The following is a 13,456-nucleotide window of genomic DNA, read 5'->3' as shown; positions in this document are numbered from 1 at the left end:
AGCGTGGCCGACGGAGACCGTAACAACACCGCGCGCACCGCGGGCAGAAACGACGGCGAGGACTGATGGAGCAGCAGCAGCGCGCTCAGGGCCCGTCCGACCCCGAGGCGACTGGCGGCGGAATGTCAGATGCGCCGGAGATGTGGGGTAACGGCGGGCTGGTCGGCGACGGCCGATATCGGCTGACCCGCAGACTCGGCCGGGGCGGCATGGCAGAGGTGTTCGCCGCCGAGGACGTGCGCCTCGGGCGCACCGTCGCGGTCAAGCTGCTGCGCGCGGACCTCGCCGAGGACCCGGTCTCCAAGGCCCGCTTCACGCGCGAGGCGCAGTCCGTGGCCGGCCTCAACCACCACGCGATCGTCGCCGTGTACGACTCCGGCGAGGACTTCGTCGGCGGCCAGTCGGTGCCGTACATCGTGATGGAGATCGTCGAGGGGCGCACCATCCGCGACCTCCTCATCAACGCCGAGGCGCCGGGCCCCGAGCAGGCCCTGATCATCGTCTCGGGTGTCCTGGAGGCGCTCGCCTACTCGCACCAGCACGGAATCGTGCACCGCGACATCAAGCCGGCGAACGTGATCATCACGCACAACGGCGCCGTCAAGGTGATGGACTTCGGCATCGCGCGTGCCCTGCACGGCGCGTCCACGACGATGACCCAGACCGGCATGGTCATGGGCACGCCGCAGTACCTCTCGCCGGAGCAGGCGCTCGGCAAGGCCGTCGACCACCGCTCCGACCTGTACGCGACCGGCTGCCTCCTGTACGAACTCCTCGCGCTGCGGCCCCCGTTCGTCGGCGAGACCCCGCTCTCGGTGGTGTACCAGCACGTCCAGGACATCCCGGTCCCGCCGTCCCAGATCTCCGAAGGCGCCGCTCCGCCGGAACTCGACGGCCTGGTCATGCGTTCACTGGCCAAGGAGCCCGACGACCGTTTCCAGACCGCCGAGGAGATGCGCGGGCTGGTCCAGTACGGCCTGCAGATGCTGTACGACCAGGGCGGGCACACCGGCACCTGGAACACCGGGCCGGTCGACATGCACGACGGCCGGCACACTCCGGCGGCCGGTTTCGCCGGCACGCAGGTGCTGCCGCACCCGGGCGACGGGTCCGGTACGTCGCAGATCCCGCAGCCGATCCTGCCCGGCGGTTACGGCGGCGGGGACGACGGCGGCTTCGAGGGGCACGGCAACCGGGGCAGCGGCCGCGGCAAGCTGTGGATCCTGGCCGTCCTCGCGGTGATCGCGATCGCGGCGGGTGTCGCGCTGGCGCTGAACAACACCGGTGGCGGCGGTGGCGGGGGCGGCACCACGCAGTCGCCGACCACCTCGCAGACCAGCAAGGACGACACGGCCTCCGAGACGCCGAGCGAGGAGCCGACGGACACGTCCACCGACACGTCGACGGACGACACCTCCGGCACGAGCTCCGGCTCGGGGGACTACACGCCGTCGTACACCCCGTCGTACACGCCGTCGGCGACCCCGAGCAGCGAGCCGACCGACGAGCCCACGGACGAGCCGACGACGAACGAGCCGACGAGCAGCAACCCGACGACCGACGACCCCACGGGCGGCTCCACCGACCCCGCGGACGGCGGCGCCGACAACGGCGGCACGACCGGCGTCACCAGCGGCGCGCTCGGCGGCTGACGCCGGCCGGCAGGGTGACCTCCACGCGCGCGTAGAGCCGTAAACCGCTCCACGCGCGCGTGCTGCTTCCCCGAGGGCGTCCGTCTCACGCCGTGAACGCCTCGCACACCGTGTCGTACTCGCGCGTCCACCACACCGCGAGCGCCGAGGTCGCCGGGAACTGGCAGTCCGCGCGGGTGTCGCCGCGCTCGTAGTGCCAGCGCAGCATCCAGAAGTCGTTGAGGCGCTCCCACCACACGCGGTGCACGGCCGCCGCGAGCTGGGAGGGCGTGGCGCCGGCCGCGCGCCGGTACGCGCGTGCGTACGCCCGTACCTTCGGCAGGTCGAGCGCCCCCACGGGACGTACGAAGAAGATCGCGGCGGCGCGTACGGCCTCCTCCGCGCGCGGGCGCAGACCCAGCCGGTCCCAGTCGACGATCGCGGCCGGGGCGTCGCCCTTGTAGAGCAGGTTGAACGGGTGGAAGTCCCCGTGCACCCAGCCCACCGAGCCCCCACGCGCGGGCCGTCGCCCGGAGTGCTGCTCCAGCAGCGCGCGCCGCTCCAGCAGCCGGTGCCGGGCCAGCTCGTCGAAGGAGTCGGCGGGCCGGTGCCGCCGTACGCGCCCCAGCAGGTCGTCGATCAGGGTGAAGGTGTCCGCCGGGTCGGCGCTCTCGCCCGTATCGGACCCGCGCGCCCGCGCGTGCGCCGGCATCACGCGCTCCAGGCTTGCGTGTACGACGCCCAGGAGCGCCCCCAGCCGTTCGCACTGACCGGTGGTGAGCTGGCCGCCGTGCCGGTGCCTGCCGTCGATCCAGGGGTGCAGGGCGTAGGCGTGCCCGCCGACCACGGCGACCGTGCGCCCGTCCCGGCCCGGCAGCGGGGGTGCCACCGGGACGCCCAGGTCGGCCAGGCGCTGGGTGGCCCGGTGCTGGCGGGCGATCGCGGCCGGGTCGGCGGTCTCGGGGTCGAAGTGGTGCTTGAGGAAGTAGCGGCCCCGGGTGGTGCACAGGCGGTAGCCGCGGTTCAGCAGGCCCTGTTCGACGGGCTCGCAGGCGACGGGGGAACCGGCGGTGTACTGGCGCAGCAGGGCGCCCAATGGGGGCGCGTGGGGCACGTGGGGTGGTACATGGGAGCGCGGCACGCGCCAGATGCTAGGGCACGAGCCGGGCCCGTGAGCTGGGCGTTGTCGCAGACAGTCGTCGTCAGTCGCTTTCGGTCACGGGATGTGCTCGAAGTGGCGTTCCAGGCCACCGTCGGTGGAATGGACCGTGCCGAACTGCGGCTCGACGCTCAGATAGACGGGCTCGTACGGTTCGCCGTCCACCAGCCGAGGCGCCGGACCGAACCGCTCGATCTCGGCGGCCGTCGGCTCGTGCGCGGCGCACTCCCCGACCACCTGCACCGACCACAGGCTTTCCCCGGGCCGCGCCGAGCTCAGGTTGTCCGAGCCGTACGCCACCACGCTCCCGGCGCACGCCCGGTGGTACCCGCAGCTCCGCGGCAGCCGCAGCAGCACCCGGCCGTCGGCCACGATGTGCCGGGCGAAGGCCAGGAACGGCAGTGCGCGCATGCTGGTGGCGACGCGGCCGTAGTCGGTGCGGGCGAGCAGCTCGACGGCGAGACGTTCGTCGGAGGGCATACAGACAATGTCGGACATGCCCGCCTCTCGGGGGAGAGGGCTTTGGTCCTCAATGGCGCTGCTGTTCGGCCTGTGCGCGCGCCACGTACGCGGCGGCCTGGGAGCGCCGCTGCATACCGAGTTTGGAAAGCAGACTCGATACGTAGTTCTTGATCGTCTTCTCGGCCAGGTGCAGCCGCTCGCCGATCTGCCGGTTGGTGAGCCCCTCGCCGATGAGGTCGAGGATCCTGCGCTCCTGCTCGGTGAGGTCCGCGAGTCTGTCGTCCCCTTTGGCGTCCTTGCCGTCGCGCAGCCGCTCCAGCACGCGCGCGGTGGCCACCGGGTCCAGCAAGGACCTGCCGGCCGCGACGTCCCGTACGGCCGTCAGCAGTTCGTGGCCTCGGATCGCCTTGAGGACGTATCCGGAGGCGCCCGCCATGATCGCGTCGAAGAGGGCCTCGTCGTCGGCGAAGGAGGTCAGCATCAGGCAGTTGACGGACTCGTCCGCGGCGCGGATCTCCCGGCACACCTCGACGCCGCTGCCGTCCGGGAGCCGTACGTCCAGCACCGCCACGTCGGGCCGGGTGGCCGGAATCCGTACCAGCGCGTCGGCCGCCGTACCGGCCTCGCCCACCACCTCGATGTCGTCCTCGACCGAGAGCAGCTCATGGACCCCGCGCCGGACCACCTCGTGGTCGTCGAGAAGAAATACCAGGATTTTTCCGTCTTCGCGCACATGGGCAGTCTCACACAGTGGTATGAGACCTGCCTGAGGAGGGCTCTTCCGGTGAGCTGGGTCACCGGGATAACGTGCCGTTGTTCCGGCCCCCTGCAAGGCTGTGACCAGGAGATGTTCCCGACTTTCGCGATTTACTTGGAAATCAAAGCAAAATCGCAGGTCAGGAGGGGTTTCACAGAAATGTGGAGCACTGGGTAACGTGCCTTGTGCAGGGCGCTCGCCGGGGCACCTGTCACGCCTGTTCCCGACCGGGCCGCACCCACCCTGTGCGTCCGTAGGGCTGCAGGTGAGCCGCACTGGCACCCGGCGAACCCGGGATGCCGGACCGACGGAGGAGCACACGTGACCGTGGAGAGCACTGCCGCGCGCAAACCGCGACGCAGCGCCGGAACCAAGAGCACGGCCGGCAAGCGCACGACCGCAAGGAACGCGCCGGGCACCGACCCGGAGCTCGTACAGCTGCTGACGCCCGAGGGCGAACGCGTCAAGAACGCCGAGTACGACAAGTACGTCGCCGGCATCACCCCCGACGATCTCCGCGGCCTGTACCGCGACATGGTCCTCACCCGGCGCTTCGACGCCGAGGCCACCTCCCTGCAGCGCCAGGGCGAGCTGGGCCTGTGGGCCTCGCTGCTCGGCCAGGAGGCCGCCCAGATCGGCTCGGGCCGCGCCACCCGCGAGGACGACTACGTCTTCCCGACCTACCGCGAGCACGGCGTCGCCTGGTGCCGCGGGGTCGACCCGACCAACCTGCTGGGCATGTTCCGCGGCGTGAACAACGGCGGCTGGGACCCCAACACCAACAACTTCCAGCTCTACACGATCGTCATCGGCTCCCAGACGCTGCACGCCACCGGCTACGCGATGGGCATCGCCAAGGACGGCGCGGACAGCGCGGTGATCGCCTACTTCGGCGACGGCGCGTCCAGCCAGGGCGACGTCGCCGAGTCGTTCACCTTCTCCGCGGTCTACAACGCCCCGGTCGTGTTCTTCTGCCAGAACAACCAGTGGGCCATCTCCGAGCCGACCGAGAAGCAGACCCGCGTCCCGCTCTACCAGCGCGCGCAGGGCTACGGCTTCCCGGGCGTCCGCGTCGACGGCAACGACGTGCTGGCCTGCCTCGCGGTCACCAAGTGGGCGCTGGAGCGGGCCCGCAGCGGCGAGGGACCGACGCTCGTCGAGGCGTACACCTACCGCATGGGCGCCCACACCACCTCCGACGACCCCACCCGCTACCGGGGCGACGACGAGCGGCTGGCCTGGGAGGCGAAGGACCCGATCCTGCGCCTTCGCCGGTACCTGGAGGCCTCAAACCACGCGGACGAGGGATTTTTCGCGGAACTCGAGGCCGAGTCCGAGGCGTTGGGCAAACGAGTGCGCGAGGCGGTCCGTGCCATGCCGGACCCGGACCACTTCGCCATCTTCGAGAACGCGTACGCGGACGGGCACTCGCTCGTCGACGAGGAGCGGGCCCAGTTCGCCGCCTACCAGGCGTCGTTCGCAGACGAGGGGGATCACTGACATGGCAGAGAAGATGGCTCTCGCCAAGGCGATCAACGAGTCGCTGCGCCGCGCCCTCGAATCCGACCCCAAGGTCCTGGTCATGGGCGAGGACGTCGGCAAGCTCGGCGGCGTCTTCCGTGTGACGGACGGTCTCCAGAAGGACTTCGGCGAGAGCCGGGTCATCGACACCCCCCTCGCCGAGTCCGGCATCGTCGGCACGGCGATCGGCCTCGCGCTGCGCGGCTACCGCCCGGTCGTGGAGATCCAGTTCGACGGCTTCGTCTTCCCGGCCTACGACCAGATCGTCACCCAACTCGCCAAGATGCACGCGCGCTCCCTGGGCAAGGTCAAGCTCCCGGTCGTCGTCCGCATCCCCTACGGCGGCGGCATCGGCGCGGTCGAGCACCACTCCGAGTCCCCGGAGTCGCTGTTCGCGCACGTGGCGGGCCTGAAGGTGGTTTCCCCGTCCAACGCCTCGGACGCGTACTGGATGATGCAGCAGGCCATCCAGTCCGACGACCCTGTGATCTTCTTCGAGCCCAAGCGGCGCTACTGGGACAAGGCCGAGGTCAACGCGGAGGCGATCCCCGGCCCGCTGCACAAGGCCGAGGTCGTCCGCGAGGGCACCGATCTGACGCTGGTCGCCTACGGCCCGATGGTCAAGCTCTGCCATGAGGTCGCCGACGCGGCGGCGGAGGAGGGCAAGAGCCTGGAGGTCCTGGACCTGCGCTCGGTCTCCCCGCTGGACTTCGACTCGATCCAGGCGTCGGTGCAGAAGACCCGCCGCCTGGTCGTGGTCCACGAGGCACCGGTGTTCTTCGGCTCGGGCGCGGAGATCGCCGCCCGGATCACCGAGCGCTGCTTCTACCACCTGGAGGCCCCGGTGCTCAGGGTCGGCGGCTACCACGCCCCGTACCCGCCGGCCCGCCTGGAGGAGGAGTACCTGCCGGGCCTGGACCGGGTGCTCGACACCGTCGACCGCGCCCTGGCGTACTGAGGAGAGGGTTCGTGACGACGATGACGGAAGCGTCCGTACGCGAGTTCAAGATGCCGGACGTGGGCGAAGGGCTCACCGAGGCCGAGATCCTCAAGTGGTACGTCAAGCCCGGCGACACGGTCACCGACGGCCAGGTGGTCTGCGAGGTCGAGACGGCGAAGGCGGCCGTCGAACTGCCCATCCCGTACGACGGAGTGGTCCGCGACCTGCACTTCCCCGAGGGCACCACGGTCGACGTGGGTACGTCGATCATCGCGGTGGACGTGTCGGGCGGGGCCGGGGCAGGTGCCGAGACTGCCGCGCCGGCGGAGGTTCCCGCGCCGGCGAAGGCCCCCGCCCCCGCCGAGGAGAAGAAGCCGGAGGGCTCGGGCCGCCAGCCCGTGCTCGTCGGCTACGGCGTGGCCACGTCCTCCACCAAGCGCCGCCCGCGCAAGGGCCCCGAGGTCGCGGTCTCCCAGGCCTCGACGGCGATCCAGACGGAGCTGAACGGACACGGTCCGGTGGCCGAGCCCGTCGAGGCGCCGAAGGAGCGCCCGCTGGCCAAGCCGCCCGTGCGCAAGCTCGCCAAGGACCTCGGCGTTGACCTCGCGACGGTGGTCCCGTCCGGGCCGGACGGCATCATCACGCGCGAGGACGTGCACGCGGCGGTGGCCCCGCCGGCGCCCGTGGAGACGCCGGCCGTGACGGCGCCGACGCCGGTGCCTGTGCCGACGTACGACTCCGCCCGTGAGACCCGCATCCCGATCAAGGGTGTCCGCAAGGCCACGGCCCAGGCGATGGTCAACTCGGCCTTCACGGCGCCGCATGTCACGGAGTTCGTGACGGTGGACGTGACGCGCACGATGAAGCTGGTCGAGGAGCTCAAGGAGGACAAGGAGTTCGCGGGCCTGCGCGTGAACCCGCTGCTCCTGATCGCCAAGGCACTCCTGGTCGCCATCCGCCGCAACCCGGACGTCAACGCGTCCTGGGACGAGGCGGCCCAGGAGATCGTCCTCAAGCACTACGTCAACCTCGGCATCGCGGCGGCGACCCCGCGCGGCCTGATCGTCCCGAACATCAAGGACGCGCACGCCAAGACGCTGCCGGAACTGGCCGGGGCGCTGGGCGAGCTGGTCTCCACGGCGCGGGAGGGCAAGACGTCCCCGGCGGCGATGCAGGGCGGGACGGTCACCATCACCAACGTCGGCGTCTTCGGCGTCGACACGGGTACGCCGATCCTCAACCCCGGTGAGTCCGCGATCCTCGCGGTCGGCGCGATCAAGCTCCAGCCGTGGGTACACAAGGGCAAGGTGAAGCCGCGCCAGGTCACGACGCTGGCGCTGAGCTTCGACCACCGTCTGGTGGACGGCGAGCTGGGCTCGAAGGTGCTGGCGGATGTGGCGGCGATCCTGGAACAGCCGAAGCGACTGATCAGCTGGGCGTGACGTTCAGGGACCGGCTAGGTTGAATCGTGAAGGGACGGCCGCAAGTTCGAGTTGCGGCCGCCCCTTCATTCAGTTGAGCACATAGACCGGAGCCCCGTCCTCGGTCGCCCCCTGCGAGCGGATACAGGCGTGCTTGCGCAACAGTCGCAGGCATTCGTTCACGCGGTGTACGGACAGGCCCGTACGGGCGGCGATCGCTTCGAGCGGTTGACGGAGTTCACCGTCTTCGACGAGCACCGGCGCGATGACCACGGCCACGGTCCAGACGTCCTCGGTGACGGACAGCCGTCGCCGCCAGTCGGCCAGTACGGACTCCGTGGTGGGCTGTGGGGAGTGCTGGGCGGTCGGCGCCGACCGGTCGAGCGCCAGGAGGTCGAGCCGGTCCGGATGCGTTCCATGGCCTGGGCGATGGCCTGCTGGGCGGTGAGGGTGGCGCGCTGCGTTTCCAGCAACTCCTGCTGGGTCTCCGCGATCTTTTCCTGGAGCGCGAGGGACTTGTACTGAGTGACGGCTAGGGCTTCGTCGGCCTGGAGGTTGCGTTCTTCGAGTCGGACGATGGCGTCGGCGATCTGTTGCGGCATCGCGTACGCGATCGGGGCCCCCGGGCCAGCGGGCTGCACCTCCGCCTCGTCGAGGATGTAGGAACCTTCCCGATAGACGGTCTGGATCACCTCGATGGCCCACTGCTTGAAGGTGAAAGCGGCTGGCTTGGAACACCCGGTGACAAGGAAGAGCAAGCCCGGGAGATCGATTAGAACCAAATCTCGGCGCCACTCTCTGCCTGCGGGAATGCTCAGACCGTAAGCTCTGCTGACGGTCTCGAGACACTCTCGGTGTTCCTCGGGGACATGGTCGAGAAGTGCTTTTCGAGGCGAGGTATATCCCAACTCCTTGCAGACATCCACCGCCGGAAACCAGTGCGTCCCGTCCGGCATCGTCAGCCTTCGGACGCGGGCTCCGGTCGCCGCGTAGACGAAGTCGCCGACGTCGATCGCGTCCTTCTCCGCCCGCTTGGGCTGGTGCTTGCTGGGTTCGATCATGTGAACCACCTCCGCTGCGGAACGTAGGGCGGAGGAAATCGAATGTGCCAGCCGGTGCGGGGATGTTCACGATTGCGAGGGAAGGGTTGATCAACTGGGTTACGCGCCCCCGCCGTTGTGTGTACGCGCGGGCGCGGGATACCCCACCGGTTTCTCCGCGAGGAGTGTCGCGATCCTTCGCTTCGAAACGTTGCCGGGCTCCTGTATCACCCGCGTTGTCACGACCAGCCTGGCTGTCTGCATCAGCTCCACGAGTTGTTCCACCGGCCGCAGATGGGACTCGTACGACACCGGATGTCCGCCGTATCCCTGTGTCGGCCGGAGCCGTTCGCCGTCGCCCACATAACCCGCGAGCATCAGCGTGCCGCCCGGTGCGAGGGTGCGGTGGAATTCGGCGTAGATGAGTGGGAGCAGGTCGGGTGGGGTGTGGTGGGTGGAGTAGTAGGCGAGGATCCCGCCCAGGGAGCCGTCCGCGATGTCCAGTGCTGTCATCGAGCCGATGGAGAAGGAGAGTTCGGGGTGGTTCTGTCGGGCCAGTTCCACCATTCGTGGGGACAGGTCGACGCCGGACACCGGCACGCCATGGCCGGCCAGATACGCCGTCACGAAGCCCGGTCCGCATCCCAGGTCCGCGACCGGTCCGAGGGCCGCGTCCCGCACGGTCTCCGCGAACACGCCCAACATGGCCCGCGACAGCGGATCCAGTGCGGCAGGCCTCGGCACCTGCTTGACGTAGTCGGCGGCGACGGTGTCGTACGACTCCCGGACGGCGGAAAGATACGTCGGCTCCAAAGTCACCCGCCCGACTCTAGGTCCCCAACTCCAGTCGCAGCCGCAGATATTCGGCGTCGCCGGGGCCCGGACGGCTGTGGCCGTCCGGCCGCCATCCGTGCCGGGTGTAGAAGGCCCGGGCCCGGCTGTTGCGCTCCCACGCCTCCAGCACGCCCGTACTCAGCGAACGCTCGCGCAGGAACCGTACGAAACCCTCGTGCAGCCGGCTGCCGATGCCCGCTCCCCAACTGCCCGGCCGGACATGGATCTGGTACAGCTGGCCGACCGTGGTCCCATTCAGGTCGGGGTAGGCAGGCGGGCCCATCGAGACGACTCCCTCGACCTCTCCCTCACGGACGGCGCACAGCACCGTCCCGTCGGCGGACGCCAGGACTCTTGCCCACGCCTCCCGCCTGCGCGCACGGGACTCGGCGGACGTGAGGTCCGGATCCGACAGGCCGCCCGCCCGGTAGTACGCGGTACGGGCGAGGGTGTGGATGTCCGTGATGGCGTCCAGGTCGGCAGGGGTGGCGGCGCGCAGGGTCGTCGTCGGCATGCCTCCATGGTGAAGGGCCCGTCGCCGGTGGCGAGGGCCCTTTACCTGTTGGCGGGGTGCGGCGGGTGCTACAGCACCGCGAAGCCGTAGTTCATCAGCTTCTTCGCGTCCGCCTCGCGCTGGGCGATCGACGTGGAGGCAAGGACCGTGCCGATGACGGTCTTGCCGTTGCGGGTCGCGGCGAAGACCAGGCAGTACTTGGCCTCGGGGCCGGAGCCGGTCTTGATGCCGATGGTGCCGCTGTAGCTGCTGAGCAGGCCGTTCGTGTTGGTCCACGGCGACATCGTGCGGGTCGAGCCCGTCTTGGTGATGGTCTTCGCCGTGTACTTCTTCGTCTTCACGACCGTACGGAACGTCGCGTTCTTCATCGCGCTGCTGGCGATCTTCGTCAGGTCGCGCGGCGTCGAGTAGTTGCTCCCATTGCCGATGCCGTCGAACGAGTCGAAGTGCGTGTTCTTGAGGCCGAGAGCGGTCGCGGCCTTGTTCATCTTGCCGATGAACGACTTCACGCGCGCGGCCCGCGTCGAGCCGGTGCCGTACGTGTCGGCGAGCGCGTACGCAGCGTCGCAGCCCGATGGCAGCATCAGCCCGTACAGCAGCTGACGGACGGTGACCTTGTCGCCGACGATCAGATGGGCCTGCGAGGCGTTGTTCGCGACGACGTAGTCGCTGTACGCCTTCTGGATCGTGACCTTCTTGTCCAGGTTCAGGTTCGACTGCGCGAGCACGACCTTCGCGGTCATGATCTTCGTGGTGGAGCCCGTGGAACGCTTGGTGTCCGCTGCCTTCGTGTACAGCGTCTTCGCGGTCGCGTTGTTCATCACGTAGCCGCCCTTGGCCACGATCGAGGGCGTGGTGACAGCCTGCGCGGGTGCCGCGGCGAAGGCGCCGCCCGCGAGCACGGCGCCTGCGGTGACACTGACCGCGGCGGCTCTGCGGAGACGGCTGCCCTTGATGCCGGAGATGGCGGTAATCAACTGAAATACCCCGATTACGTTGAATGCCCCTGAAGTGCGGCCGAGTTGAAGGGGAAAGAAGGTGGGCCGCAGGTGTAAGACACGTATCTAGCACGAATGGTTGTGTGGCCGCTGAGGTGGGGCTGTCATCTGTGACGCCGTTGGTACGGAGAGGTCCGGATAGTGGACGGCAGTCCTCATGCGTACGTGTTGTATCTATGCTGTGGGCATGAACAGCCCGGGGACCCTGACCGCCAAGCAGCCAACCAAGCAACCACCAGCCGCCGACCGCGTCTACTCCCACGTCAAGCAAGGTGTCCTGGAGCGTCGCTACGAAGGCGGGGTCCTGCTCACCGAGGGCGAGCTTGCGGAGGCCGTCGGGGTCTCGCGGACGCCGGTGCGGGAAGCCCTGCTCCGGCTTGAAGTGGAAGGGCTGATCAGGCTCTATCCGAAGAAGGGCGCCCTGGTCCTGCCCGTCTCCGCCCAGGAGATCGCCGACGTCGTCGAGACCCGGCTGCTGGTCGAGGAGCACGCGGCGCGCAAGGCCGTACCCGCCCCCGCCGGGCTCGTCGAACGCCTTGAGGAACTGCTGGCCAAGCAGAAGCAGCAGGCCGGCGCCGGCGACCTCGCCGGGGCCGCCGTCACCGACCGCTGCTTCCACGCCGAGATCGTCCGCAGCGGCGGCAACGAGATCCTCTCCCGCCTCTACGACCAGCTCCGCGACCGCCAGCTGCGCATGGGCGTCGCGATCATGCACTCGCACCCCGACCGGATCACCAAGAGCCTCGTCGAGCACGAGGAGATCCTGGAGGCGCTCAGGTCGGGGGACGCGGAGGCGGCCGTCGGGGTCGTACACCGGCACGTCAGCTGGTTCTCGCACCTCGCCCGGGGTGAGGTGCGATGAGCTCCGCCGCCTCGTCCTCCGCCGCCACCCTGCCGGGCGATCCGCCCGGCGGCCGGCGCGCGATGGCCGTCTGGGGCATCGGCGTCTCCGTCTACTTCGTCGCCGTGATCTTCCGTACGTCCCTCGGTGTCGCCGGCCTCGACGCCGCCGACCGCTTCCATGTGAACGCCTCGGCGCTGTCGACCTTCTCGATCCTGCAACTGCTGGTCTACGCCGGCATGCAGATCCCCGTCGGCCTGCTGGTGGACCGGCTCGGCACCAAGAAGGTGCTGGCCATCGGCACCGTGCTGTTCACGGCGGGCCAGCTCGGCTTCGCGTTCTCACCCTCGTACGGCACCGCCCTCGCCTCGCGCGCGCTGCTCGGCTGCGGCGACGCGATGACGTTCATCAGCGTGCTGCGGCTGGGGACTCGGTGGTTTCCGGCCCGCCGAGGTCCACTGGTCGCCCAGCTCGCGGGGCTCGTCGGCATGACGGGCAACCTCGTCTCCACGCTGGTCATCGCCCGGCTGCTGCACGGCGTCGGCTGGACCGCGGCCTTCGCGGGCAGCGCGCTCGCCGGCGTACTCGTACTCGTCCTGATGCTGCTCTTCCTCAAGGACCACCCCGAGGGCCACGAGCCGGAGCCCTTCCCGCACCAGGGCGCGACCTACGTGCGCCGCCAGATCGCGGCCTCCTGGCGCGAGCCGGGGACGCGCCTGGGCCTGTGGGTGCACTTCACCACCCAGTTCCCGGCGATGGTCTTCCTGCTCCTGTGGGGGCTGCCGTTCCTGGTCCAGGCGCAGGGCCTGTCCCGCGCCACGGCCGGCGAACTCCTCACCCTGGTCGTCCTGTCCAACATGGTCGTCGGACTCGTCTACGGCCAGATCGTCGCCCGGCACCACTCGGCGCGGCTGCCGCTGGCGCTCGGCACCGTGGGCGCGACGGCGCTGATGTGGGCGGCCACACTGGCCTACCCCGGCGAGCACGCGCCGATGTGGCTGCTGGTCGTGCTGTGCGCGGTGCTCGGCGCCTGCGGCCCGGCCTCGATGCTCGGCTTCGACTTCGCCCGCCCGGCCAACCCGCCGGAGCGGCAGGGCACGGCGTCCGGCATCACCAACATGGGTGGTTTCGTCGCCTCGATGACGACCCTGTTCCTGATCGGCGTACTCCTGGACGCGACCGGCGACAACTACAGCGTCGCCTTCTCCGCGGTCTTCTTCCTCCAGGCGCTGGGCGTGAGTCAGATACTGCGGCTGCGCGGGCGGGTAGCCCGGCGGGAGCGGGAACGGCTGGTCGCGAGCCGGGTGGAGACGGTGCACGTGCCGGCCTGACCACGCG

12 protein-coding genes and 1 pseudogene are annotated in these 13,456 nt (G+C 69.7%); 6 read left to right on the top strand and 7 right to left on the bottom strand.

Annotation, left to right across the window (positions count from 1 at the left end):
• Positions 1-65 precede the first annotated feature (65 nt).
• Positions 66-1,652 (top strand): protein kinase, encoded by a 1,587-nt coding sequence (locus ABZ848_RS08135; RefSeq protein WP_360827049.1) that lies wholly within the window; start codon positions 66-68, stop codon positions 1,650-1,652.
• Positions 1,653-1,737: 85 nt separating this feature from the next.
• Here ABZ848_RS08135 and ABZ848_RS08130 read toward each other — a convergent pair whose 3' ends face one another.
• The 3 genes from ABZ848_RS08130 to ABZ848_RS08120 all read right to left on the bottom strand — a co-directional run bounded on the left by ABZ848_RS08130 (position 1,738) and on the right by ABZ848_RS08120 (position 3,985).
• Positions 1,738-2,745, bottom strand: coding sequence for a phosphotransferase (locus ABZ848_RS08130; protein WP_360827247.1), 1,008 nt, complete (start codon positions 2,743-2,745; stop codon positions 1,738-1,740).
• Positions 2,746-2,847: 102 nt separating this feature from the next.
• Entirely contained in the window at positions 2,848-3,270 is a 423-nt protein-coding gene (locus tag ABZ848_RS08125) for a pyridoxamine 5'-phosphate oxidase family protein (RefSeq protein ID WP_360827046.1), read from the bottom strand.
• A 49-nt stretch (positions 3,271-3,319) separates the two neighbouring features.
• A complete protein-coding gene (locus tag ABZ848_RS08120) occupies positions 3,320-3,985 on the bottom strand; it encodes a response regulator transcription factor (protein WP_360827043.1) in 666 nt (221 codons plus the stop codon).
• A gap of 345 nt (positions 3,986-4,330) precedes the next feature.
• Between ABZ848_RS08120 and pdhA the strand changes: the two genes are divergently transcribed.
• Genes pdhA through ABZ848_RS08105 form a run of 3 tightly spaced genes read left to right on the top strand, consistent with a single transcriptional unit; the run spans position 4,331 to position 7,912 of the window.
• On the top strand, positions 4,331-5,509 hold the full coding sequence (gene pdhA, locus ABZ848_RS08115; protein ID WP_360827041.1) for a pyruvate dehydrogenase (acetyl-transferring) E1 component subunit alpha: 1,179 nt from the start codon (positions 4,331-4,333) through the stop codon (positions 5,507-5,509).
• Between the two features lies 1 nt (position 5,510).
• Positions 5,511-6,488, top strand: a complete 978-nt coding sequence (locus tag ABZ848_RS08110) for an alpha-ketoacid dehydrogenase subunit beta (protein ID WP_360827038.1) — start codon at positions 5,511-5,513, stop codon at positions 6,486-6,488.
• An 11-nt stretch (positions 6,489-6,499) separates the two neighbouring features.
• Entirely contained in the window at positions 6,500-7,912 is a 1,413-nt protein-coding gene (locus ABZ848_RS08105; protein WP_360827035.1) for a dihydrolipoamide acetyltransferase family protein, read from the top strand.
• A gap of 69 nt (positions 7,913-7,981) precedes the next feature.
• Here ABZ848_RS08105 and ABZ848_RS08100 read toward each other — a convergent pair.
• From ABZ848_RS08100 to ABZ848_RS08085, 4 genes and pseudogenes are all read right to left on the bottom strand, one after another.
• A pseudogene (locus ABZ848_RS08100) lies at positions 7,982-8,952 on the bottom strand (Bro-N domain-containing protein).
• Positions 8,953-9,051: 99 nt separating this feature from the next.
• Positions 9,052-9,750 carry a class I SAM-dependent methyltransferase gene (locus ABZ848_RS08095; RefSeq protein WP_360827032.1) on the bottom strand — a complete coding sequence of 233 codons (699 nt, stop codon included), beginning with the start codon at positions 9,748-9,750 and terminating at the stop codon, positions 9,052-9,054.
• Positions 9,751-9,760: 10 nt separating this feature from the next.
• On the bottom strand, positions 9,761-10,279 hold the full coding sequence (locus tag ABZ848_RS08090) for a GNAT family N-acetyltransferase (protein WP_360827029.1): 519 nt from the start codon (positions 10,277-10,279) through the stop codon (positions 9,761-9,763).
• Between the two features lie 68 nt (positions 10,280-10,347).
• A complete protein-coding gene (locus tag ABZ848_RS08085) occupies positions 10,348-11,256 on the bottom strand; it encodes a D-alanyl-D-alanine carboxypeptidase (RefSeq protein ID WP_360827026.1) in 909 nt (302 codons plus the stop codon).
• 208 nt (positions 11,257-11,464) lie between these two features.
• Here ABZ848_RS08085 and ABZ848_RS08080 point away from each other — a divergent pair, with 208 nt between their 5' ends.
• Together ABZ848_RS08080 and ABZ848_RS08075 are read left to right on the top strand one after the other, a co-directional pair.
• On the top strand, positions 11,465-12,139 hold the full coding sequence (locus ABZ848_RS08080) for a GntR family transcriptional regulator (RefSeq protein ID WP_360827023.1): 675 nt from the start codon (positions 11,465-11,467) through the stop codon (positions 12,137-12,139).
• Positions 12,136-13,449: an MFS transporter gene (locus tag ABZ848_RS08075; RefSeq protein WP_360827021.1), complete on the top strand. Its 1,314-nt coding sequence runs from the start codon at positions 12,136-12,138 to the stop codon at positions 13,447-13,449. The genes ABZ848_RS08080 and ABZ848_RS08075 overlap by 4 nt, the downstream gene beginning before the upstream one ends.
• The last annotated feature ends 7 nt before the right edge of the window (positions 13,450-13,456 follow it).

Origin of the sequence: Streptomyces sp. NPDC047081, assembly GCF_040643775.1 — a bacterium.
Lineage (GTDB): Bacteria > Actinomycetota > Actinomycetes > Streptomycetales > Streptomycetaceae > Streptomyces.
The sequence above is the reverse complement of the archived record's forward strand: the minus strand, read 5'-3'. Positions and strand labels throughout refer to the sequence as shown.

Bases quoted from the DNA above. Each gene is read 5' to 3' on its own strand.
- ABZ848_RS08080 (WP_360827023.1), top strand. From the start codon at position 11,465: ATGAACAGCCCGGGGACCCTGACCGCCAAGCAGCCAACCAAGCAACCA.
- ABZ848_RS08135 (WP_360827049.1), top strand. From the start codon at position 66: ATGGAGCAGCAGCAGCGCGCTCAGGGCCCGTCCGACCCCGAGGCGACT.
- ABZ848_RS08075 (WP_360827021.1), top strand. From the start codon at position 12,136: ATGAGCTCCGCCGCCTCGTCCTCCGCCGCCACCCTGCCGGGCGATCCG.
- ABZ848_RS08110 (WP_360827038.1), top strand. From the start codon at position 5,511: ATGGCAGAGAAGATGGCTCTCGCCAAGGCGATCAACGAGTCGCTGCGC.
- ABZ848_RS08125 (WP_360827046.1), bottom strand. From the start codon at position 3,270: ATGCCCTCCGACGAACGTCTCGCCGTCGAGCTGCTCGCCCGCACCGAC.
- ABZ848_RS08090 (WP_360827029.1), bottom strand. From the start codon at position 10,279: ATGCCGACGACGACCCTGCGCGCCGCCACCCCTGCCGACCTGGACGCC.